Origin of the sequence: Geomonas sp. Red32 (genome assembly GCF_023652955.1) — a bacterium.
In the GTDB taxonomy this organism is placed as follows: Bacteria; Desulfobacterota; Desulfuromonadia; order Geobacterales; family Geobacteraceae; genus Geomonas.
In genome coordinates, this window is the sequence record NZ_JAKLOY010000001.1 from 594,432 (window position 1) to 615,821 (window position 21,390).

General features: G+C 63.2%; 19 protein-coding genes and 1 riboswitch. Of the genes, 16 read left to right on the forward strand and 3 right to left on the reverse strand.

Annotated features, from left to right (window positions below; genetic code table 11):
• The first annotated feature begins 87 nt into the window (after window positions 1-87).
• The 11 genes from L4X63_RS02615 (at window position 88) to L4X63_RS02665 (ending at window position 9,793) form a co-directional block, all read left to right on the forward strand.
• The gene (locus L4X63_RS02615) at window positions 88-1,398 is read left to right on the forward strand and encodes a hypothetical protein (RefSeq protein ID WP_250677027.1); all 1,311 of its coding nucleotides are present in this window, start codon (window positions 88-90) and stop codon (window positions 1,396-1,398) included.
• The gene (locus L4X63_RS02620; RefSeq protein WP_250677028.1) at window positions 1,395-2,849 is read left to right on the forward strand and encodes a flagellar assembly protein T N-terminal domain-containing protein; all 1,455 of its coding nucleotides are present in this window, start codon (window positions 1,395-1,397) and stop codon (window positions 2,847-2,849) included. The genes L4X63_RS02615 and L4X63_RS02620 overlap by 4 nt, the downstream gene beginning before the upstream one ends.
• Before the next feature lie 76 nt (window positions 2,850-2,925).
• Entirely contained in the window at window positions 2,926-3,633 is a 708-nt protein-coding gene (locus L4X63_RS02625; protein WP_250677029.1) for a hypothetical protein, read from the forward strand.
• Between the two features lie 51 nt (window positions 3,634-3,684).
• Complete coding sequence (locus L4X63_RS02630; protein ID WP_250677030.1) at window positions 3,685-4,317, forward strand: hypothetical protein; 633 nt, start codon at window positions 3,685-3,687, stop codon at window positions 4,315-4,317.
• 60 nt (window positions 4,318-4,377) lie between these two features.
• On the forward strand, window positions 4,378-5,052 hold the full coding sequence (locus L4X63_RS02635; protein WP_250677031.1) for a hypothetical protein: 675 nt from the start codon (window positions 4,378-4,380) through the stop codon (window positions 5,050-5,052).
• A 2-nt stretch (window positions 5,053-5,054) separates the two neighbouring features.
• Window positions 5,055-5,225 (forward strand): hypothetical protein, encoded by a 171-nt coding sequence (locus L4X63_RS02640; RefSeq protein ID WP_250677032.1) that lies wholly within the window; start codon window positions 5,055-5,057, stop codon window positions 5,223-5,225.
• Between the two features lie 35 nt (window positions 5,226-5,260).
• Window positions 5,261-5,620: a hypothetical protein gene (locus tag L4X63_RS02645; protein WP_250677033.1), complete on the forward strand. Its 360-nt coding sequence runs from the start codon at window positions 5,261-5,263 to the stop codon at window positions 5,618-5,620.
• A gap of 87 nt (window positions 5,621-5,707) precedes the next feature.
• A complete protein-coding gene (locus L4X63_RS02650) occupies window positions 5,708-6,253 on the forward strand; it encodes a hypothetical protein (RefSeq protein WP_250677034.1) in 546 nt (181 codons plus the stop codon).
• A gap of 817 nt (window positions 6,254-7,070) precedes the next feature.
• Window positions 7,071-8,087 carry a GlxA family transcriptional regulator gene (locus tag L4X63_RS02655; protein WP_250677035.1) on the forward strand — a complete coding sequence of 339 codons (1,017 nt, stop codon included), beginning with the start codon at window positions 7,071-7,073 and terminating at the stop codon, window positions 8,085-8,087.
• Entirely contained in the window at window positions 8,084-8,356 is a 273-nt protein-coding gene (locus tag L4X63_RS02660) for a DUF2917 domain-containing protein (protein WP_250677036.1), read from the forward strand. Before L4X63_RS02655 ends, L4X63_RS02660 begins: the two co-directional genes overlap by 4 nt.
• A gap of 276 nt (window positions 8,357-8,632) precedes the next feature.
• A complete protein-coding gene (locus L4X63_RS02665; RefSeq protein ID WP_250677037.1) occupies window positions 8,633-9,793 on the forward strand; it encodes a hypothetical protein in 1,161 nt (386 codons plus the stop codon).
• A 24-nt stretch (window positions 9,794-9,817) separates the two neighbouring features.
• Here the strand turns inward: L4X63_RS02665 and pdxR are convergent, their stop codons facing one another.
• Entirely contained in the window at window positions 9,818-11,218 is a 1,401-nt protein-coding gene (gene pdxR, locus L4X63_RS02670; protein ID WP_250677038.1) for a MocR-like pyridoxine biosynthesis transcription factor PdxR, read from the reverse strand.
• 271 nt (window positions 11,219-11,489) lie between these two features.
• Here pdxR and L4X63_RS02675 point away from each other — a divergent pair, with 271 nt between their 5' ends.
• The 5 genes from L4X63_RS02675 to L4X63_RS02695 all read left to right on the forward strand — a co-directional run bounded on the left by L4X63_RS02675 (window position 11,490) and on the right by L4X63_RS02695 (window position 15,236).
• Window positions 11,490-11,828, forward strand: coding sequence for a tRNA-binding protein (locus L4X63_RS02675; protein ID WP_250677039.1), 339 nt, complete (start codon window positions 11,490-11,492; stop codon window positions 11,826-11,828).
• Window positions 11,829-11,914: 86 nt separating this feature from the next.
• Window positions 11,915-11,991: riboswitch (cyclic di-GMP riboswitch) on the forward strand.
• A 122-nt stretch (window positions 11,992-12,113) separates the two neighbouring features.
• The gene (locus L4X63_RS02680) at window positions 12,114-12,704 is read left to right on the forward strand and encodes an outer membrane beta-barrel protein (protein WP_250677040.1); all 591 of its coding nucleotides are present in this window, start codon (window positions 12,114-12,116) and stop codon (window positions 12,702-12,704) included.
• A gap of 18 nt (window positions 12,705-12,722) precedes the next feature.
• A complete protein-coding gene (locus L4X63_RS02685) occupies window positions 12,723-13,037 on the forward strand; it encodes a hypothetical protein (RefSeq protein ID WP_250677041.1) in 315 nt (104 codons plus the stop codon).
• A 455-nt stretch (window positions 13,038-13,492) separates the two neighbouring features.
• Window positions 13,493-14,299, forward strand: a complete 807-nt coding sequence (locus L4X63_RS02690; protein ID WP_250677042.1) for a ParB/RepB/Spo0J family partition protein — start codon at window positions 13,493-13,495, stop codon at window positions 14,297-14,299.
• A gap of 172 nt (window positions 14,300-14,471) precedes the next feature.
• Window positions 14,472-15,236 (forward strand): glycosyltransferase family 2 protein, encoded by a 765-nt coding sequence (locus L4X63_RS02695; protein WP_250677043.1) that lies wholly within the window; start codon window positions 14,472-14,474, stop codon window positions 15,234-15,236.
• Window positions 15,237-15,347: 111 nt separating this feature from the next.
• On the opposite strand, the gene L4X63_RS02700 is transcribed toward L4X63_RS02695, so the two are convergent.
• Window positions 15,348-18,557, reverse strand: a complete 3,210-nt coding sequence (locus L4X63_RS02700) for a cache domain-containing protein (protein ID WP_250677044.1) — start codon at window positions 18,555-18,557, stop codon at window positions 15,348-15,350.
• A 367-nt stretch (window positions 18,558-18,924) separates the two neighbouring features.
• The gene (locus tag L4X63_RS02705; protein ID WP_250677045.1) at window positions 18,925-21,360 is read right to left on the reverse strand and encodes an Ig-like domain-containing protein; all 2,436 of its coding nucleotides are present in this window, start codon (window positions 21,358-21,360) and stop codon (window positions 18,925-18,927) included.
• Window positions 21,361-21,390: the final 30 nt, after the last annotated feature.

Sequence of the window (21,390 nt, forward strand, 5' to 3'; positions counted from 1 at the left end):
GCAACAACACCTACCCGCTTAGTAAGTCCATAGCTATTGCCATCCTTGTTCTTTGGTTGATCACTGCCGTAACGGCTGGGGGGGGACATGTCTCGCATCACCATTTTCACCTGCTTCACTCTCCTTGTCTGCCTGCTGGTCCCGGCCGGCACCCTTCAGGCCGCGCCTGAACCTCCGGCCGTCGCCTACACCGGCGTTTTCCTCATGGGAGACACCCACGCCGTCTCCCGATTCCCCGTGTACCGCAGAAACAGGGACAAGCTCAACGATGCGCTGCGGGTCCTCATGAAGCAGGCCGACCAGCACGGAAAGCTCCCCTTTCCCCTGATATTCGACAGCGACATCGAGGATGCCAAGCTCAGTATCGGCAGCACCCTTTCGCTGGCGTTCGTCGTGGTACGCGACGACGTGGTGGCGGAATCCTTCACCACCACCGCCGCCACCATCAACAAGAGGATCGTCAACGTCGGCTTGGTGGCAATCCTCTACGACTCCCGCGAAGAGGAAGGAAAGGAGCGCAACACCGTCCTCTTCAGCTTTCCCCTGGTGGGGTACGCCCAGCGTCTCGAGGGGGACCAGCCGGCCAGTGAGCAGGAGATCGACCGGCTCTTCGTGGAAACCGCCGTGCAAACCGTGCGGGACAACCTGGTCAAGCGCCTGTCGGCGGTCTCGGTGGAAGAAATCGACGGGGAGGTCATCGATACCGATGGCGGCGCCGCCGTCATTACCATCGGCTCCCTCAAGGGGATTGAGGAAGGGCAGAACGTCGGCTTCCTGGTGAATGGCGCCAAGGCCGCCACCGGCCGCATCGTGCAACTCGACAAGGAGCGGGCCACGGTGGCGCTGCCGAAGGATTTTTCCGCCACCAAGGGGATGCAGGTGCGTGCCACCAACATGCGGGCATCCTCCGATGAAACGTTCCAGGTGGTGGCGGTAAAGGTATCTTCCAAGCAGGCTGCCAAACTCTTCGCACCGGAGGTTATCGCTCCCCAGCTCGCCCAATGGTACTCCAACTTCCTGAGCGAGCGAGGCGGCAAGGTCGTGCTGCCGTCCCGGGTCGGCGGCTCCTGGGACGACCGGGCCGCGGCGGAAACCTTCAGCATTCTAGACCGCAGGGGAAACGAGGTCCGCATCGAGCTTCCCAGACCGAAGTACCCGGTTACCCTCGACCTGACCGGGGTTGCCAGCAAAGTCGCCGCCAGCAACGACGTGAACGACGTCTGCCTCTACAAGGCCTGGATCAAACTGACCCTTCCGGGGAAAAGATACGAAAAGACCTTCGACCTGGTGAGCTCGAAGTCCCTCATCAAGGGGGTGCAGAGCTTTGCAGAGAAGGACGAACTGTACGACCTGCTCTACCAATTGACGGCGAAAATCGCCAAGGAGGCCGATATATGAGAGCTCTTTTCCTGAGAATCCTGGTGCTGTGCGGCCTTTTGGCCGTTGCCGCATCCGCTTGGGCCGGACAGTCCGTCACCGTCGTGGGGCGGGCCGAGATCGCCGGCGGCAACGTGGACGCCGCCCGCAACAATGCCCTGGCCGCCGCTTTCCGCGAGGCGGTGGAAAAAGGAATCGGCGTCTGGGTGCAGAGCCAGACCGAGGTAAAGGATTCCGCACTGGTGCGGGACCAGATCCTGACCCACTCCCAGGGGTACGTGACCGATCACGAGGTGATCAAGGAAAAGGTGGAAGGGAGCACGCTGTCGCTGACGGTCAAGGCCGAGGTGGCGGTGGACAAGATCGGGGCCGACATCCGCTCGATGGTCGGCAGGCTCAGTACGCAGATGGGGAACCCGTCGATCACCTTCGTGCTGACCACCTGGGAAAAGCGCGGGCTGAAAGGCTCGGCGAGCAGCACCGACACAACTGACGTCTCGGTCCGCTCCACCGCAAAGATGAAATACGACACCGCGGAGGAGGACGACGCCAGCGAGAACGGCAAGGCGGCGGTCGCGGGGAAAGGCAACTACCAGGAAGGGCCGGACGGCATTTCGCTGTCAGGTTCCGCCGAGGCGTCGGCCTCCGAGCATGCGGCGAGGCGCGCCAAGGGCCGCCACGAGGCCACGGCGGATTCGGATACCGGGGTGAAGGTCGCCAAGGCGCGGAGCTATTTCGAGATCAACGAGGAGCTCTACAAGAAAATCCCGGACATGACCATCATCACCTCCTTCCAAAGGGAGTTTTTGGACAAGAACTTCAACGTGATGGCCGCCGACAAGGCCCGCAGCATCGCGGTCGCCGAGTCGCTCGCCCAGACCTCGGTGAATCCCAATGACCGGCAGGCCGTCCGCGAGATGGCCGCCAAGCAGGGGGCCAACTTCGTGGCACGCGGGGAGGTCACCATTCTCGGCATAGGGGTCTCCGAGGCGACCGGCAACCAGGAGGTGAAGACCAAGATCGACGTCGAAATCATCGACGTCAACTCCGACGACGTGGTCGGCTCCTACACGAATACCACCAAGGCTTCCAGTTCGGAGGTGGGCGAGGCGCGGACCCAGGCGATCATGAAAAACGCCGTGCAGGCAGCGCGCAAGCTCGCTTCCCAGACCGTGGACGTCTGGCAAAAGCGCGCGCTCAACGGCCGGCTGTACACCGTCGAAGTCCGCAAGATAAAAAGCCAGCGCGGCCAGCAAAGGCCGATCGTCCTGGCCCTGAAGGACATCGCCCAGATAGTCAGCCAGACCAACCCGGATCCGGGCGTCCTCCTGGTCAAGCTCAACTACAAGGGGAACAAGGAGGATCTGGAAAACGCCCTCCTCGACTCCCTCGGCAACAAACCCGGCTTTTCCGCGTCCGAATTCGACGGCCCCGTCTACGAGAATGGCAGCATGGTCTTCACCTTCAAATAACATGCAAACTGCACCGGCACCGGCATGAAACAACCCGCACCGGGGGTGCCGCTAATACCACACAGGAGGAAACAACATGAGGAAAGTAATCGGTTTGATGGCGATGGTTCTGATGCTCAGCAGCACCCAGTCGTTCGGGGGGATGTTCGACATGATCGGCGGCGCCAAGAAGGACAGCGGCCAGAAGGTCGACGTGAAGGCGCTGACTGCCCGCGAGGCTACCATCAAGCTCCGTGTCAACGCCGCGACGGTGACCCTGGCCGGCAGCGTCGCCCAAGTCCAGAAGGCTTGCGGCATGGCCGCCGAGGCAGCCAAGCTGGAGGCCACCATCGAGGAGGCGAAGAAAAATCCGCAGGATATGGAAAAAACCAAGGTGCTCTGCAGCGCGGTAAACAACGCGGGTTCCGCCATCAACAAGCTCAACCTGGCCTCCTCCATCAACCTTGCCGACGCCCGCACCTCGCTCGGGAAGTCGCTTCTGCTCCTGGGCGCGGGATCGCTGCTGGACCTTCAGGCGGTCAATGACGCCAAGGGGCTCACCAGCGACATCTCCAAGGGCATCAACGATGTGAAGTCCTCTCCCACCACCTACGGTTTCTCAGCCGTCAAAGACCTCACCTCCGGCCTGAGCACGGCGAAGTTCGTCGCCGAAACCATCCCCGGCCAGCTCGGCACCATTACGGATCTCTCCAAGGGGCTGGTCAAATACGCCCAGGCCAACAAGATTCCGCTCCCGACCGAGAAGGAAAAAAGCCAGCTGGCGGATGACCTGCAGCCGAAGTAATCCCGGCGGCCGTCACCGGAGACCAGCCGTTTCACTAAAGGAAGGTAGCGTATGCGAAGATCATTTCTGATCGTGGCCGCGATAATGCTCTTGGGAGTTCCTCTTCCGGTCCTTGCCGATAATTTCGGGGACGACGACCAGCCGGATGCGCCTTCGGGGGACACCTTCCGGTACGACAACACCCAGAAGCTCCAGCACAATCGCCTGCTCGGGAACACCAACAGCAGCGTCAACATCACCATCAACTCTCCGTGGACGTCGCCACCCCCCTCTCAGGACGCCCCCAAGCGGAAAGCGAAACCGAAGAGGAGCGCTTCCGGCGAGGGGGGTGGTTTTCCGACCAAGCACTCCGAAAACGGAGACTACGACGTTACCCTCAAGGGGTGCACCAAGACGGACGACGTGGCCAGGTGCCAGGTTTCCATCACCAATGACGGCAGGGTGCGGACCTTTCATCTCTACGGTCCCCATTCCGCACGCGACAACTTCGGAAACGAATACCGCGGGTCGGTGGCCAAAAGGCACAAGAGCAACATGGAGATCGAGTCGGCAGCGACCGGCTCCACCGCCATCGAGTTTACCGTGACACCCAACGCCGGCACTCTCGCCACGCTCAAGCTAGGGATTCACTGCGGCGACACCGAGTATTTCACCTTTACCCAGGTACAACTGGAAACGAGGTAGCCAGGTCCCCGCGAGCGTGGAACCTGGCTACCCATACTTCCGTACCACCGAGGAGATTTCATGAAGTCACTACTATCCGCCGTACTCATCGTCATTTCCTTTGCCTGTGCCGCGATGGCGGCCGATTACGTCGACGGAGCGGGCCAGAAGGTCGCCCTTCCTCCGGCCGATTACGTCAATGGCCCCACCGGGGCATCGGTCACCTTTAACGACGACGGGAGCATCAAGTCGGTATATGCGGTTGGCGAGGCTGAGCTCACCTTTGGCGACCGCAAGGACGAGCGTCTGGCTATGCAGAAAGCCACCATGAGGGCCAAGGCAAACCTGGCCAAGTTCTTCAACGAGAGCATCGCCAGCCAGGAAACCATGGAAGAGATGGTGAAAGAATCGGGGACCGCCTCCGCCAAACACGACGGCCCGACCGAGACCTCCGCGGTAAGGGAGACCTTGGGAGGCCAGCTCGAATCGATCAGGAACAGCGCCTCGTCCATCCTCAAAGGGGTCATCACCCTCGGCTCGCAGATAGACCGGCCGGGAAAGATCGTCAGGGTAGCCATCGGCACCAACGAAAAATTGATGAAGTACGCGGACAACATGGCCGCGAAGACCAAGCAGGACCTGTCCGATCCCCCCGCCGGAGCGGCTAAAGGGAACGCCGGCGGAAGCCTCGCTACCGGGGCGGGCAGCGCGCCTGCCGGTATGGAAACAAGAAGCAACTCCGTGAGGGACTTCTAGCCATGAGATGGTTAATCGCCGCCGCGGTCCTTGCCGGGCTGGTGGGTTGCGCCGATACGGGTTCGCTCCACCGGCCGGATGGCTTACCGGGCGCGTCCCCGGACGCCAACAGGGTGAGTGCCGGTCCGCCCCCCGTCGAACGCAGGGTGAACCCGGCCGTGAAGGATTTCTAGCGATGAGATCCTTTCCGGTCCTGATAGTACTGTTTATGACGATGACCGGTTGCGGCCCAACCGGTCATCTCCCTCCGGCGGCAATATACAGGGATGACCTGGCCAGGTTTGGCAATGATCACTGTAAGATCGATGCCGTGACCGTAGTCGACTACCACCATGTTCCATCCTTCTGCGTAGCATCGCAGGATCCCAACCTCTTCAAAGACAGTGATCCAGTCATAGTTCGCAAGCTCACCCTGAAGAACAAGAAGCTGCTGTTCGATTACCTCAACAAAGACAATCCAAAACCAAGGAGGGTGACACTGTCTGGCTGGCAGTCATCCAAGCCGGCAACGATCGACGGTTACGCGGTTGTCTATGGGGTGGTTCCCGTTGCGTCGGTGCACCCGTAGCCCCCTCTTGTAAAGCTGAAGCCGGAACCAGGTGCCACCGCATCACGCGTCCGCCAAGGACCAGGTCGACTCAGGGACTCCTAGAACATGAGAATTTCACTATCGAACCCGCCCCCAAGAATTGGCAGCGGGAGGCGCTGCCTCTGGCTGGCATGGCTTTTCGTGTTCATCGTTATCAACCATCCCTTCACTCAAACCTGCCACGCCGGGGAGCATCCGCTTCTGGATACCGCCAGACGTCACGGGGTCACCGCTCCTCCCAGCGAGGTTTTCATCGTCGAGCGGGAGGGAGGGACCTTTCTGGTGGGAATCGGCCAATGCGCGCTGAACGAGGGTTCACCGCGCGCGGCCTTGGTGGCAAGAACGGTGGCGAGGGCGCTCGCGCAGAAAGCACTCACCAACTTCATCCACCGTGTAACGGTGAACGTGAAAGAAACCCTGACGGAGGAAAGGAGAAGGGTGGTGGTCGAGCGCCCCGGCCAGCCCCCCCAGGTGGTGGAAACCTCCCGCTCGAAGTACGAGGAACTGATATCGGAAAGGGGCGAGGGGCTTCTCAGGGGTTTCGACGAAGTTGGGGAGTGGATGGGGGACGACGGGCAGGATTTCTTCTATTGCCTGGCAGTTAAACTGTAACGCTTCACCTCCTCCCGCCTCCCGGTCCAGTGGCAGGATCTGCTTGTTTGTTGTCATTGAACTCACCGCGGCAGATTCCCTGAACCAGAGCGGTGCAATGTTGCACTGAACTGCCGGAAACACACTTCCAGCCATATAATTTTTATTGCATAACTCTTTACTCGTGGTTTAATAACAGCAACGTGTGGACATACGCCTGTATCTGGGCAAAAAAGTCCAACGAATTACATTACCTGGAGGTCATTGTGAAAAGTGTTCTGCTTACGATGTTGTTTGTTCTTGCCGCATCCTCTGCTGCACAAGCATGGAGTGTTCAAAGCGTTGGAAGTTGTGACGGAAACCGTAGGAATTACACCTTAGTGTGTAGCAGTGGTTCCAATGCTTGGGTATATGAGTTTAGTGATAACTCCGTCAGTCCTTTTTTCGTAAACAGTCCGTCCACCAAGGGATTCAGTACCCTTGATGAGGCCGCTAGGTACACCTGCGGAGAATAAGAAAGGCTTGTCAGGTAGGTGCCGGCTTTGAGGCAGGAGCGTTGCATTCGTCTTAAGCGCCTGGTTGAAGTTTGAGTTACTGCACCTGCTTCGGGAGCAGCGGTTCGGAGATTCAAACCTCTCATTCCGACCGATAATTGGAAAAGCCCTTGGCCCCGCCAAGGGCTTTTTTGTTTCAGCTCCAGTCATCCAAGGCCGACGGTGCAATGTCGCGTTTCGTTCCTCAACGCGACCTACAGTTACCCACCGACTCCTGATCCGATGGCAGGATCTGCTTGTTTGTTGTCATTGAACTCGCCGCGCCCGTGTGCAATGATGCCGCCATGAAACCTACCGCTCACCAAAATTCCAAGCCGAATCCGATCTGGCGCACCGTCGCGGTCGCGGCCTACGAAGGGGCCGAACTGCTCGACATCACCGGGCCGATCGAGGTCTTCACCATGCTCAACCGGTGCCTGGACGACCAGGCCGGGTACCGGATCGTGCTGCTCGCGGAGGCTCCGGGCTCCTTTCCCTCATCCTCCGGGGTACGCCTGGTGGCCGACGCCGCGTGGGGGGACCAGTTGGAGGAGATCGACACCATCGTCGTACCCGGGAGCCCCGACGATGCCTTGGATCGGGCGCTTAAAAACGACCGGCTGATCGGCTGGCTCAGGGGGGCAGACCGGAAGGCGCGCCGGATCGTCTCGGTCTGCACCGGCGCCTTCCTGCTGGCTGAGGCCGGTCTGCTGGACGGCAGGCAGGTGACCACCCACTGGATGGACCTGGACCGGCTGGCGGCATGCTATCCGCAGCTGACGGTCGAGAGGGACGCCATCTACGTGCGGCAGGGGAACATCGCCACCTCGGCCGGGGTGAGCGCCGGGATCGACCTGGCCCTGGCACTGGTCGAGGAGGACTTCGGCCGCCATACCGCGCTGGCCGTGGCGCGCCGGCTGGTCGTGTACCTTAAGCGTCCCGGCGGGCAGGCCCAGTTCAGCACCCAGCTGCGGGCCCAGATGGTGGACGGCGGCCCCCTGGCGCCGCTCCTTTCCCGGCTGAGAGAGAATCCGGCCGCCCGGTACACCGTCGAAAGCCTCGCCGATCTCTGCGCCATGAGCCCGCGCAACTTCGCCCGGATCTTCCGGAAGGAAACCGGCACCACGCCGGCCCGCTACCTCGACCAGCTGCGCCTTGAGAAGGCGGTCGGCATGCTGGAGGAGGGGACCCTCCCGGTCGCCCAGGTGGCGAGAGAATGCGGTTTTACCTGCCCGGAGCAGTTACGGCGCACCTTTATCAGACAGGCCGGGATCAGTCCCATCGGCTATCGCAAGCGGTTCTCCCGCGGGGAGGGTGCATGAATTATCAGTTGAGGAAGGGTGAAGTGGTAACGGTGCTGGCGAGCCGGGCGGTGGCGGCAGTCTGGGTGCTGTCGGGGCGGGTCTGGATCACCAGGGACGGCGACCCGAGGGATTACTGCATCGAGGCGGGGACGTGCTTTCCTTCGCCGCAGGCGGGACGCCTGGTGATCGAGGCGCTCGAGGAGGTCTCGCTCTCGGTCGTCGTGCAGCAGCCAGCCTCGACGGCGGCGCGGGTCATCCTGTCGCTAACGTGCCAGCCGCACCGCTAGGCCCTTGGCAACCGCCAAGGGCCTTTTTTGTTGCCTCTAGTCGGGGGCATCGATGAAAAGAAGCGGCCGCCGGTCTGCCCCCGCGAAGATAATAAAAACTGCACCTGTACAGGGAGGCAGCCGGAGCCTATGCTTCGGCTCATCCGGCCGGCGGAGAAGAAAAGATCGTAACGGAAAGGGTGCTGCGGCGTACGCAGGGTGGTTGTTCTCAAAGAAAAGGAGAATCCAGTGCTTGAACAATTGAAATTAAGGGTGGCGTGCTTTTCATCGTTTATCGTGCTCGTTTCCATGGGCACCGCCGCTTTGGCCGAAGATCTAACCTTCCCGCAGGGAACGGCAACGCCGTCGGAGACCTGCGGAGAATGCCACGGCGCCATCTACCGCGAGTACCTCTTGGGGGTCGGTAGCGATACCCATAGTGCGCATACCCGGGGCAAGGAGGGATGCGCAATCTCCCTCCCCGCCAAGGTCAGTTCCTCGCCGACCGCCCACGCCTCCTCCCTTACCGAAACCCGTGGCGTCAACGTCAAGGACTTCCACTGCAGCAGCTGCCACTTCCCCGATCCTTTCAGCTTCAAAAACGGCGGAGCGAACCCCAAGGTCGAGCCCAAAACGGCGGCGGCCTCCAACGGCGGGCTCACCTGTGCAAGCTGCCATTTGACGCCGGAGGGGTCGATCCGTGCGTCCCACGCCGTCAAGGCTCCGCACCGGACCGTGGTGGAATCCGCCCTCCAGAGTTCCACCATGTGCGGGCACTGTCACGGGTACGCGGCTCCTGAAAAGCGGGTGGTCGGGAAGATGTTCCAGACTTTCCTGGAGTGGCAGGAGGACTACTACAAGCCCGGCCTCGGCAACCAGCAATGCCAGGACTGCCACATGCCGCGCACCCTGCGTAAGACGGCGGAAGATTTCGATGTCCCGCCCCGCGCGGTGGCCCGCCATCTCTGGACCGGTGCGCACTCCCGGCAGCGTCACCTGGGCTCCCTGAGCCTCACCGTCATTCAGCCGGACGAAGGGAAGCGCCTGCTCAACTTCGAGGTGGCCAACATCGGGGCGGCGCACTCGATACCGACCGGCGAGCCGTCCCGGGCAGTCTTTTTGCGGGTGGAGGTGGTGGATAAGAAGGGGGCCGGCAAGGCCCGTAAGGAGTGGATGTTTGCACCGAGCTACGGCAACCGCCCGGACGACAAGGCGTTCGTGGAGGAGGACAAGAAACGTTCCAATGATGAAGCTGCGCGGGCGGACGCGCAAGGGCCGCACGAATCGTCACTGCGTGCGGGTGAGGAGCGGGTGCTTTCCTGGGAGCCCGTTCTGCAGCCGGGAGAGTACACGGTGAAGGCGGAGTTGCTCTACACCATCGACCGTTTCCAGGAGAAGCCGCTCAAAGAGGGTGAGCCGGAGATAACGAGCGCTACCCTTGCCATAACCACCAAATAAGCCTGACGGGGACCTGGTACTGCGCTATCCGCAGTACCAGGCCTTGCAGAGAAGCTCGATTCCCCTCCCGATATCGCCTATCCCCACCCCGCCAAAGCCGAGCAGAAACTTCAACGAATCGGGTTCCCCTGCGGCGTGGGTCATCGAAAACGGGAGGAGCCCGACTCCCGCCTCCCGGGCCCGGCCGATCAGCTCGCCTTCGCTCAGCGCGTGACCGTTGAGCTGCAACACCACGTGCAACCCCGCCCCCTGCCCGAGTACCGCGGCGCGGGCGCCGAAATGGTGCTCCACGGCATTCAAGACGGCGTCATGTTTCTTCTTGTAGAGAGCCCGCATCCTCCGGATGTGGCGGTCCCAGTGCCCCTGTTCCATGAATTCCGCCAGGGTCCTCTGTTCCAGCAGGGAGACCGAGGAGAAGTAATCCCGGAAGACCTTCCGGTAGGCGTCCAGCAGCGAGTGGGGCAAGATCAGGTAGCTCACGCGCAGAGCCGGCGACAACACCTTGGAAAAGGTGCCCGAGTAGACGATGTTGCCGCCGGGATGAAGCCCCTGCAGGGAAGGGATCGGTTTGCCGTGGTAACGGAGTTCGCTGTCGTAATCGTCCTCGATGATCAGCCTGCCGCCCGTCTTCGCCCACTCGATCAATTTCAGCCGGTTGGCGATGGGCATCACGCACCCCATCGGGAACTGGTGCGAGGGGGTGACGTAGGCGATGGTACTGCGGCTCGAGGCCAAGAGGTCCAGGTCCATCCCGGTGGCATTGACCGGGATGGGGGCCAGCTCGAAGGAGTGGTTCCGGAAAACGGACCTTGGCAGGTGGTAGCCGGGGCTCTCGACCGCCACTAACGGCCGGCGCTCCCTCATAAGCTGGGCGACAATGTCGAGGCCGTTTTGGAGACCTGAGCAGATGACGACCTGCTCCGGCTGGCAGATCACGCCGCGGGAGCGCTCGAGGTATTGCTGGATGTGGCAGCGCAATCCCCATTCCCCCTGGGGATCGCGGTAGTCGATCAGCTCGCTGGAGCTTCGCCGCAGGCACTCCAGCAGACACTTGCGCCAAAGCGGTACCGGAAACGCGTTGCGGTCGAGCCGTGCGGGGTGGAAATCGATCTCGAAGCGCGGCGCTGCCGCCGGAAGAGGAGCGGCCACGCGCCCCTTGGGCGGTTGCGGGGAGAGGAGGCCGTCCGGGGCGAGCGCCGACACGAAATACCCGCTGCGCGGCCTGCTGTAGATGTACCCTTCCGAGAAGAGCTCCTGGTAGGAGGTATCGACCGTGTTGCGGCTGATGGAGAGCTCGGAAGCCAGGTCCCTGACCGACGGGAGCCGGGTATCGGAGGGGAGCTTCCCCGAGAGGATGTCGTCTTTGATGGCGTTATAGAGCTGGGTGTACAGCGGGACCGGACCGTCGTGATCGAGGACGAACATGGCACCCCCCTTGTCGAAGTTACCGAATCGTACCCCATCCGCCGCACCAGCGTCAAAGCGAAACTGCCCCCACCGCAGCCGGGCATTTATCCGCAAGAGGAAGGGGCAGGCGGGCGGGCGGAAAACGGATTCCGCTCTTCCGGCCGCTATCGAGTCTCTCCACCCGGCCAGGTGACCTTCCTCTGGAAATACCGAAGGGACACGTGGTAGATTGCCCGGGCGGGCGGGCTTAGGTTCGTGCTCGCGTCCATTCCATCGTCTAGGAGAAGGTATGAAGACCATCACATGGAGCGATTTCGAACGAGTCGAGCTACGGGCAGGAACCATCGTCGAAGTCGAAGAGTTCCCCGAGGCGCGCAAGCCCGCCTACAAGATAACCGCCGACTTCGGCCCCGGGATCGGCACCAGGCGTTCCAGCGCCCAGGTGACCGATCTCTACGGCAAGGACGAGCTCATCGGCCGCCAGATCATCGGGGTGGTAAACTTTCCGGCCAAGCAGATCGGGCCGATGAAGTCCGAGTTCCTGGTCTGCGGCTTCTATCGTGAAAACGGTGCTGTCGTGCTGGCGGTACCAGAGCAGGCGGTACCCAACGGGGCGAAACTCGGTTAGCAGGACCGGCGGCACCAAGTTTTTCATCTTGACATGTCATCGCCCGTGAGCTATTAAGCCCCCTATATAACTGAAGCAGTATCGATAGACGATAATACTAAACCATCCGCGAGGATGGGACGGAAAGCCTACAGGGTCTCACCGAGACAGCCGGGTCGCCGAAATATCATTCAGGATATTGAAGCCCCGGCTTTTTTGCGTCCAGGGACTGGCATAAGTCCTGCGACTGCCAGTGGTTCCGGCCATCCAGCCACCACTGAGCCTTACCATCAAAAGGAGGAAGACATGAAGAAGCTGATCATCGCATGCCTGGCGGCCGCCCTAACCTTGCCGGCAGCCACCGCAGGAGCGGAGAGCATCAGCGGCAGAGTTGGCCTCACCGGCCGCGTCGGGTTCCAGATTCCGGCCGACAACGAGTCCGATTTTTTCCACAACAGCACTGACACCGGCATCGTCGGGGGAGGCGGCATCATCTACGGCATCGACAGCCGTTTCGCCGTGGAGGCGGAGGTCACCCGCAGCGGATTCGGTTCCGAGACCGGGGACTTCGGGGTCACCAACGTCTCGTTCGGCGGCCAGTACCGCTTCGCCAACCTCGACCGCAGATTCGTCCCCTACTTAGGCGCCGGGCTCGACATCCTGATGACCGACTACTACCCCTACGGCGGGGGCATCCGTGACGTCGATACCACGGTCGGCGTTCACCTCTCCGGCGGCCTCGACTACTTCATCCAGAGGCAGCTGGCCTTCACCGCCGAGCTCAAAGGGGTCCTGGCCCCCGACACCGATATCAACGACCGCACCGGAACCCACGTCGGCAATTTCGACCCGTCGAGCGTCTCCGGCACCTTCGGGCTCCGCTACTTCTTCAACTAACCACCACGAGGATTGTACATGAAGAAAACTACCATCTCGCTCGGCCTGACCGTCGCCGCGCTTACGCTTGCCGCATCCAGCGCCCTGGCATCCGCCTCGGTCAACATCAATCTCAACGGCTACCTCCCCGCGCCCCCCGGCGTGACCGTCTTGGTGCAGGACGGCCGCCCCTACTACCGGGAGCACGGCCGGGTCGTCTACCTGGAGAGGGACGAGCGGTACAAGGAGCGCCACCACAAGAAGAAGCACGGCCACGCCTACGGGCACCGCGACCACGACCGGGACCGCGACGAGCGCGGCGAGCACGGCGAGCGCGGGCACCACAAGCACTAGCCCCACCCTGTCTTCCCTTCGCGCCGGTTCTCCCCTCCCCCCCGGGAGAGGGTGAACCGGCGTATCCCGCTTCCCCTACCGCCGTTCCCCTCACCAACCGGCAGGCAATCCCCCAAATCCTCCTTTGTCATGGGGGACTTCGGCCCCCTTCCGCCACGCCGTGGGGGTAGGCTCCGGCTCCCCATTTTTTCCCGCCGCATGCAGGGATTTTGCTTATTCGTCATTTTGCGTGACCGAGGTTCGGCATGCCGAACCTCACTTATCGCCAGGGAATCCTTGGACAATACCGCATTCTGAATGCAACTTTCAATTTTCCGGTACCCCCCTTACCCGGCCACCGCTTCCTCCCGTTTGACATGGGCAGCATTTTTATTAACATTTTCACATGCAAAACCGCCATCCCCTTACACAGCCAGCTTCACTCCTGACATCACCTCATAACAAGGAGGTCCACTATGAGCGGAAGAGCACCGAGGTACCGGATGCAACGGCTGTATCAGGTCCCGCTGGCCAATCTCAAGCCTGACCCGCAACAGCCCCGCAAGTACTTCGACCCAGTAGCACTGGCAGACCTCGGGAGGTCGATCACCACCCATGGTATTCTCCAGCCGATCCTGGCCTGCAAGGCGGGGGACGGAGGGTTGACGGTGGTCTCCGGGGAGAGGAGGTACCAGGCCGCCCTTCAGGCCGGGCTGACCGAGGTCCCGGTGATCGTGACGGCAGGAAACGCGGTGGAGATCGCCCTGGTGGAGAACCTGCTGCGGGAGGACCTCACCGCCATCGAGGAGGCGGAGGCGATCGAACGGCTCAAGGGGGAGCACAGCTACACCCTGGCCGATCTCTCCGGCATTCTCGGCAAGGCGGAGTCGACCCTTTCCGAAATACTCTCGCTCAACCGGCTTCCCGAAACCGTCAAGAACGACTGCCGCAACGACCCGAAGGTCGCGCGCGGAATCCTCCAGGAGATCGTCAAGGCGGGCACCGCCGGGAGGATGTCGGCGCTTTACCAGAAGTACAAGGAGAGGGGGCTCACCCGCGGCGAGATCCGCATCAGGAAACGGGCCATAAAGCAAAAGGAAGCGCAGGACGAGCCTACGTTCGTCGCGCTCTTTCTCCAGAGGCTGGAGGCGCTCGACCTCGACCAGCTAGCGCAGGCGGAGGTGGTCCGGATGTTCGGGGAGCTGAGCCGGCTTCGCCAGGCGGCACAGACCAAATTGAACCTGTTGAAGAAGAAACTGCCGGCCGGGGAAAATGGCGGGTGAAGGGCGGGGGTCCGTTAGGGAGGAGATCCGCTGAAGGCGGGGTAGCAAGAATTGGCCTTGCCTGGAGAAAGGAATTATTCTAGATTGTCGGCGGTCCTCGCCCATTCCGGGACGGGGGCCGCCGGCCTCGCGGAATTACGGCCGCCCGATTTTGTTATGAAAGTGGAATGTTATGATCAATGGCAAGAAAGTTGTAGTGGTCCTTCCCGCCTATAACGCGGAGAAGACCCTGGAGATGACCTACCGGGAAATTCCCTTCGAGTTCGTGGACGACGTGGTCCTCGTCGATGACGCCAGCCGCGACAACACCGCGGGGCTTGCCCAAAAGCTCGCCATCCACACCGTCATCCATCCCGAAAACCGCGGCTACGGGGGCAACCAGAAGACCTGCTACCGGACCGCTCTCGGCCTCGGTGCCGACATCGTGGTCATGCTGCACCCCGACTACCAGTACACCCCCAAACTGATCGCCGCCATGTGCGCGATGATCGCCTACGGCGAGTTCGACGCGGTGCTCGCCTCCCGCATCCTCGGCGTTGGTGCGCTCAAGGGGGGGATGCCGCTGTACAAGTACGTCGCCAACCGCTTCCTCACCCTGGTGGAAAACCTCCTGCTGGGGCAAAAACTCTCCGAGTACCACACCGGCTACCGCGCGTTCTCGCGCGAGCTGCTGGAAAACCTCCCGCTGGACAGCAACTCCGAGGATTTCGTCTTCGACAACCAGATGATCGCCCAGATGGTGTGGGCCGGCTTCCGGATCGGCGAGGTCTCCTGCCCGACCAAGTACTTCGAGGAAGCCTCCTCCATCAACTTCCGCCGCAGCGTCATCTACGGCCTGGGCGTTCTCAAGACCGCCGTCGAGTTCAGGCTTTGCAGGATGGGGCTTTCCGCCAGCGCCATCTTCCCCCGCAACGCAGGCAAGCGCTCGTCCCGGTAACCCCATCCGCCGGGCTTCCCTTTTTCACCCCATCCTCCCGCCGGGCCTCCCCTTTTTTATCCCATCCTCACCCCTACCCTCCCCTTGAAGGGGAGGGAGTTGAACAGCGGGTCAGTAACGCTCGTAGGCGTCGTCGGCATACGGCTCGTCGCTCAGGTCGATACTGTGGCCGGCTTCCTTGCCGGCGGCAAAGGTCTTCGGCCGCTTGGGGGCCTTCCTGGCGGCAGGCGCCGGAGGCCGGACGGGCGCCTTGCGGGCGGGCTGCGCCCCTTCGGCGAGCTTGAAGAATCCCACGGTGTCCTGGAGCTGGGCTGCCTGGCTCGATAGCTCCTCCGCAGTGGAGGAAATCTCCTCGGCGGCCGAGGCGTTTTGCTGGATCACCTGGTCCAGTTGCTGGATCGCCTTGTTGATCTGCTCGGCACCGGTGTCCTGTTCCCGGCAGGCGGCGCTGATCTCCTGGACGAGCTCGGCGGTCTTCTGGATGTTCGGGACCATGGTGCTCAGCATCGCCCCGGCCTTCTCCGCCACGTCGACGCTGGTGGCGGAGAGCTCCGAGATCTCGGCGGCCGCCCGCTGGCTCCGCTCGGCAAGCTTTCTCACTTCGGAGGCCACCACCGCAAACCCTTTGCCGTGTTCGCCTGCCCGGGCCGCCTCGATGGCGGCGTTGAGGGCCAGGAGGTTCGTCTGGCGGGAGATCTCCTCGATGATGGAGATCTTGCCCGCGATCTCCTTCATGGCGGTTACCGTCTGCTGTACCGCCCGCCCCCCCTCCTGGGCATCCTGGGACGACTTGGCGGCGATCTTCTCGGTCTGCATGGCGTTGTCGGCGTTTTGCCTGATATTGGAGGACATCTCCTCCATGGAGGAGGAAGCCTCCTCGGCGGAAGCGGCCTGCTCGCTCGCCCCCTGGGACATGGTCTCCGAGCTCCCCGACAGCTCCTGGCTCCCGGCAGCCACGTTGCCGGCTGCCGATTTCACCTCGCTCACCACGCTGCTCAACTTCTCCACCATGGCCGCCAGGGCCTGCATCAGCTCGTCCTCGGGGGAGCGCTCCGTGATCTGCACGGTCAGGTCCCCCTGGGCAATCTGCTGGGCCGCCTGGGTGATCCTCCGGTTGGCATCCACCGAGCTCTTGACCGCCGCGGCCAGGGTGTCGAAGGTCCCCTTGACCTCCGTGGTATCGGCATCGGCCGCCTCGGTCGCGAGCTGCACGGCAAGATCCCCCTTGGCCAGCCTTTCGAGCCCTTCCACCAGCTTGCGAGTCTCGTGGTTCTGGTAGTCGGCCACCTTCTGCGCCTTGCGGGCGGCCTGTTTCACCGCGGTCAGGTCGGTAACCACCTCGAAGGCTCCGATCACCGTCCCGGCGTGGCCGCGGATGGGGACCCCGGTATAGGCGATGTCGAGATCCAGTCCCGCCGCGGGGTGGGCCTCCGTCTCGCTGGTGGCATCCTGGGCGGTGGTCATGGCACGGTGGCAGGCGCAGTTGGGGGTATTGCAATCGCCGGTCTTGAAGTGGTCGTAGCACTTGGTACCCGCCACCTGCGCGGCGGTCTTCCCTCCCACCCGTGCCCCGAGCTCGTTCATGTACAGGACGTTGAAATCCTTGTCGATGATCATGGCGGGAGCGGGCATCTTGTCCAAAAGGGCCACCAGCCGGTCGATGGTGGCGTTCACCCCCTCGACGATGTCGCGGTAGGCCCCCTGGTGCCTCGTGGCATCGGCCCGCACGCCGAGGCGCCCCTCGGTGGCCGCCGCCGACAGCATGGTGGCGTCCGCACTGAGGGACGACACCACGTCGATGCAGCTGTTGAGGGCGGAGGCGATGGTCTCGAAGGTCTCCTGCACTCCCCTGGTATCGTCGTCGGCAGGTGCCGTCGCGATGGCGAATCCCAACTCTCCGGCGGCCAGTTTGGAAAGCCCGTCCACCACCTTCCTGGTTTCCGCATCCTGGTAATCCGCGACCTTCCGGGCGGTCCTGGCCGCCTTGACTATGGCGGTCTGGTCGGAGACCACCTCGAAAGCACCGATCACCTCCCCGTCATCAGAGCGCAGCGGGACCGCGGCGTAGGCGATGTCGAGATCCACCCCGGCGGCGGGATGGGCATCGGTCTCGCCGTTGCACGAGACCCCCGTGAGCATGGCGCGGCCGCAGGCACACTTCTCGGTGCGGCAGTCGGCGGTCTTGAAATGGTCGTAGCACTTGGTCCCCACCACCTGGGACGGCTGTTTCCCCCCCACCTTGGCTCCCAGCTCGTTCATGTAGAGGATGGTGTAGTCGCGGTCGATGATCATGGCCGGAGTCGGCATGCCGTCCACCAGCCCTACCAGCCGGTCGATGAGGCGGTTGATCCCTTCCACGGCCAGGCGGAATCTCCCCTGGTGGCCGGAGGCGTCGGCCCGCGTGGTCAGTCTTCCCTCCACCGCCGCCTTGGTCAAAAGCTCCAGGTCGGTGGTGACCGCCCTGACCGCCTCGGCGGTCTTGCCGAGGTTGGCCAAGAGGAGGTTGTCACGGTTGGCGGAGACGTCGATGTCGAGATCACCGGCCGCCATCCGCTCGGCCATCCCCGCCGCTTCGACGATGTTGGCGGCCATGTTCTTCATGGCCCCGGCAAGCTTCCCGGTCTCGTCCCCGGAATCGACCACGATCTCGAAGGAGACGCTCCCCTTGGCGAGCTCGTCGGCAGCGGAGATAAGCCTGCCGATCCGGCGCCCCAGCCGGGAGGAAACCAGGTAGGCCAGGATCAGGACGAGGGCGACGATGACAAGCGTTGCCGCCGCCACCTTCATGCGGACGGCCATGATCTCCTTGTCCAGGGTGTCGACATACAGGCCGGTCCCGATGACCCACCCCCACGGCCGGTAGCTCTTCACGTAGGAAAGCTTCCTGACCGGCGCGGTCTGCCCGGGCTTGGGCCACCGGTATTCGACGATTCCCTCCCCCTTGGTCCTTCCCACCTCGGCGAACTCGCTGAAGATGGCCTTGCCGTCGGGGTCTTTAAGGGCGCTCTGGTCCTTGTTCTCCATGTCGGGCTTGATGGGATGCATGACCATGCGGGCGTTGAAATCGTTGATCCAGAAGTACTCGTTGCCGGCATAGCGTAGCGACCTGATCCGCTCGAGCGCACGTTTCTGCGCCTCGGCCACCGGGAACTCCCCCTTGGCCACCCGTTCCTGGTAATCGGCCACCAGGGCCACCGGGATGTCGATCACCGACTTCAGGGTCGCCTCCCTTTCGGCCACCACCTTCTCCTCGAAAGTGGGGAGCAGGTAGAGGAAATTCAGCAGGGTGATCAGCAGTACGGAGACCATGGATATACCCATGATCTTTGCGGAAATGCTCCAATCTCTCAATCTGACGTACCGCATGTCTCGGCCTCCGGCGCGTTCTTTTGATGGTAGTCCAGCTCGTGCTCTCTCAAGCTCCCTGAAAGATGAGGGTGAGTCTGTATAAACAGGCACGGCAAGGAAACTTTCTCCACTGGCAGAGTAATTAGATCGGTATTAGGAAGAACGATATTGAGTATTTTTTAGGAAAGGTTATTCACGACAACTTACGCGGCAATCACTGAGACACCGCAAGATAATTCCTGACAACTGGCGAGAGTATCGCTACTGCCCTCCGGCATGAGCGGCCGGACGCTTCGCTGCGCCCCCCCGGTCCGGCCGGAGGGCGCAGCAAACGGGTAGATCAGCGCCGGGGGCGGGTGGCGAGGGGACGGGGGAGTGCGGAGCGGGCAAGCGAGAGGATGGTCCCCCCCCGGCCGGCGAGCAGGATGCGGTCTCCCGTGCAGCTCACCGAAGCGAGATAATCGCCGGTTCCGGCCTGCCACGCGCTCCAGGTGGTGCCGTCTTGGGAGGTGGCCACCCGGCCGTCGGTGCCGGCGGCCAGAAAGCTCGCGCCGCACCAGGCGACGTCGGAGGCGTGCCAGGAGGTGCCGAAGGGGGTCTCGCTATCGCTCCAGGCGATACCGTCGGCGGAGGTGTGGACCGGGTAAGGGTAGAGATCGGCCCCCCCGGGAAGGCCGGACAGTGCCACGAAGACGGCGCCGTTCCAGGCGATCCTCCCGTTGGGGGCGCCGCCATGGACGGTCCAGGAGGTGCCATCCGCCGATGTCAGGCCGGTACCGTTGGCCCCGGTGACCACCAGCCGGCTTCCCGACCAGGCCACCCCATAGAGGGGGCTCGTGGTTCCCGAGGGGCGGCGGGTCCAGGTTCCCCCGTCCGGCGAGGTGGCGATGGTCCCCTCCGCCCCCACTGCGACGAAGGCGCTCCCGGCCCAGGCCACCGCGTAGAGGTCGCGGGAGGTCCCCGGCTCTTGGCGGGTCCAGATCCCCCCGTCCGGAGAGGTGAGGATGGTTCCCTCCCCCCCCACCGCGACGAAACTGTTCCCGGACCAGGCGATGTCGTAGAGCGGGGCGGAGACGCCGGAACTCCTGGTCTCGAACCCCACCCCGTCGGAGGAGGTGACGACGGTCCCCCGGGCACCGACCGCGGCATAGCGCGAGCCCGACCAGGCTACCCGGTAAAGGTCGGCCGTTGTGGAGGAGTAGGCGAGGCTCCAGGGGGTGACGGTGAGCGGGAGGGAGGCGGCGAGCGACCCGGCGGAGGCGGTGATGGTGGTGACGCCGCTTCCCAGGGCGGCCACGATTCCCTTAGCCCCCTGCTGGTCGCTCACGGTGGCCACCGAATGGTCCGACGATCTCCAGCCGACGAGGGTAGTTGCGTCGCGCGGGACGTGGTCGGAGAAAGTCGCGATGGCTTTCATCTGGCCGGTCATACCGATGGCGAGCACCGGGTCCCCGGCAGCAAGGGGCCCCTGGAGCTCGAGGGAGAGTAGCGACGCCGAGATAACCGACATGACTGCGGCGCCGGAAAGGTCGCCGATGGTGGCGGTGATGGTGGTGGAGCCAAGCCCCACGGTGGAGGCGCACCCCCAGGCGATGCAGGCGCTGTAGGCGACGTCGGTGGAGGAGACCAGCGCCACCGACGGGGCGGAGGACGACCAATCCGCCATGGCGGTCAGGTCACGGGTGGTGTGGTCAGCCAGGGAGGCGGCCGCGGTGAACTGCTGGGTCATCCCGACCGGAACGCTGGTGGTGCCGGGCGACACGACGACGGACTGAAAGGGGGCACCGGAGAGGTTGTCCCAGAGGTAGCGTTCGGTCGCTTCCGGGAGAGTGTCCCCGTCCCGGTCCACCTCGATCCTGACTCCGTAGCTCAGGGGGGTGATGAGCGCGCGGCCGCTGCCGCCGCCGGAGACGACGATAGGTCCGCCGTGGCAGGGAGTGCTCCCCAGCGGGGCGAAGGAGTAGGGGCAGTCGGTGGAAATATCGAAGTAGCCGTATTTTTCCAGGTAGACGCGCCCGGAGTAGGCGACGTCGACGTAGGGGGGGGATGCGAAGCGGTAGCAGATGGCGAGATCCTGGAACCTGAACGTGCCGCCGGAACCGCTGTCTTGGCCGTCCAGGTTGATGGTGACCGTTTCCGCGCTCTCCGGCAGCGAAATGCGCATCCGGAGCGAGCCGTTGAGCATGAGGTTGCAGCCGGCTCCGCAGATCGACCAGGAGGAGAAGCTCATGGTCCAGCCGGTGATCACTCCCAGTTCTGCGTTGACGGCGCAGACCTGCAGGGTCGCGGACCCGTCGTTGGTGTAGCCGTCGCCGTCGTTGTAGCCGGAAAAGACAACGGCAATGGTCCCGGTACCGGCACCGTCGTCGAGGGTCCCCTTCAGCGTCATGGTGCCGCTGACGCCACCGGCGATGGTCTGGTCGATGGCGATGGCCTCGCGAGCCGCCGCCGCGTGACCATTGGCGGAGACGAGCTTCCGGTATTCGCCGCTAAGATGGCGGGCCAGCCGCCGGGCAGCGGCGAGCTGGCCGTGGCGCCCCGGCACCGCCTTGGCGACCGCCGCCGTCGAGAAGACGCTCCCGAGCGCGCTCCCCCCGTCCCAGATAAGGGCGAACAACTCCCGCGCGGCCCCCGCCGTGACCGGAGCCGGGGCGGTCGATCCCGTGTAAACGACCCCGCTCCCCTCCCGGGTGACGGCCCCTCCGCCTCCTCCACCGCAGGCCGCCACCAAGGCAGCCAGCGAGAACGCCCACCAAAGCCCTACGACGCGTCTCATGGTCACGCCTCTCCCCTCCGACCGGTCCTC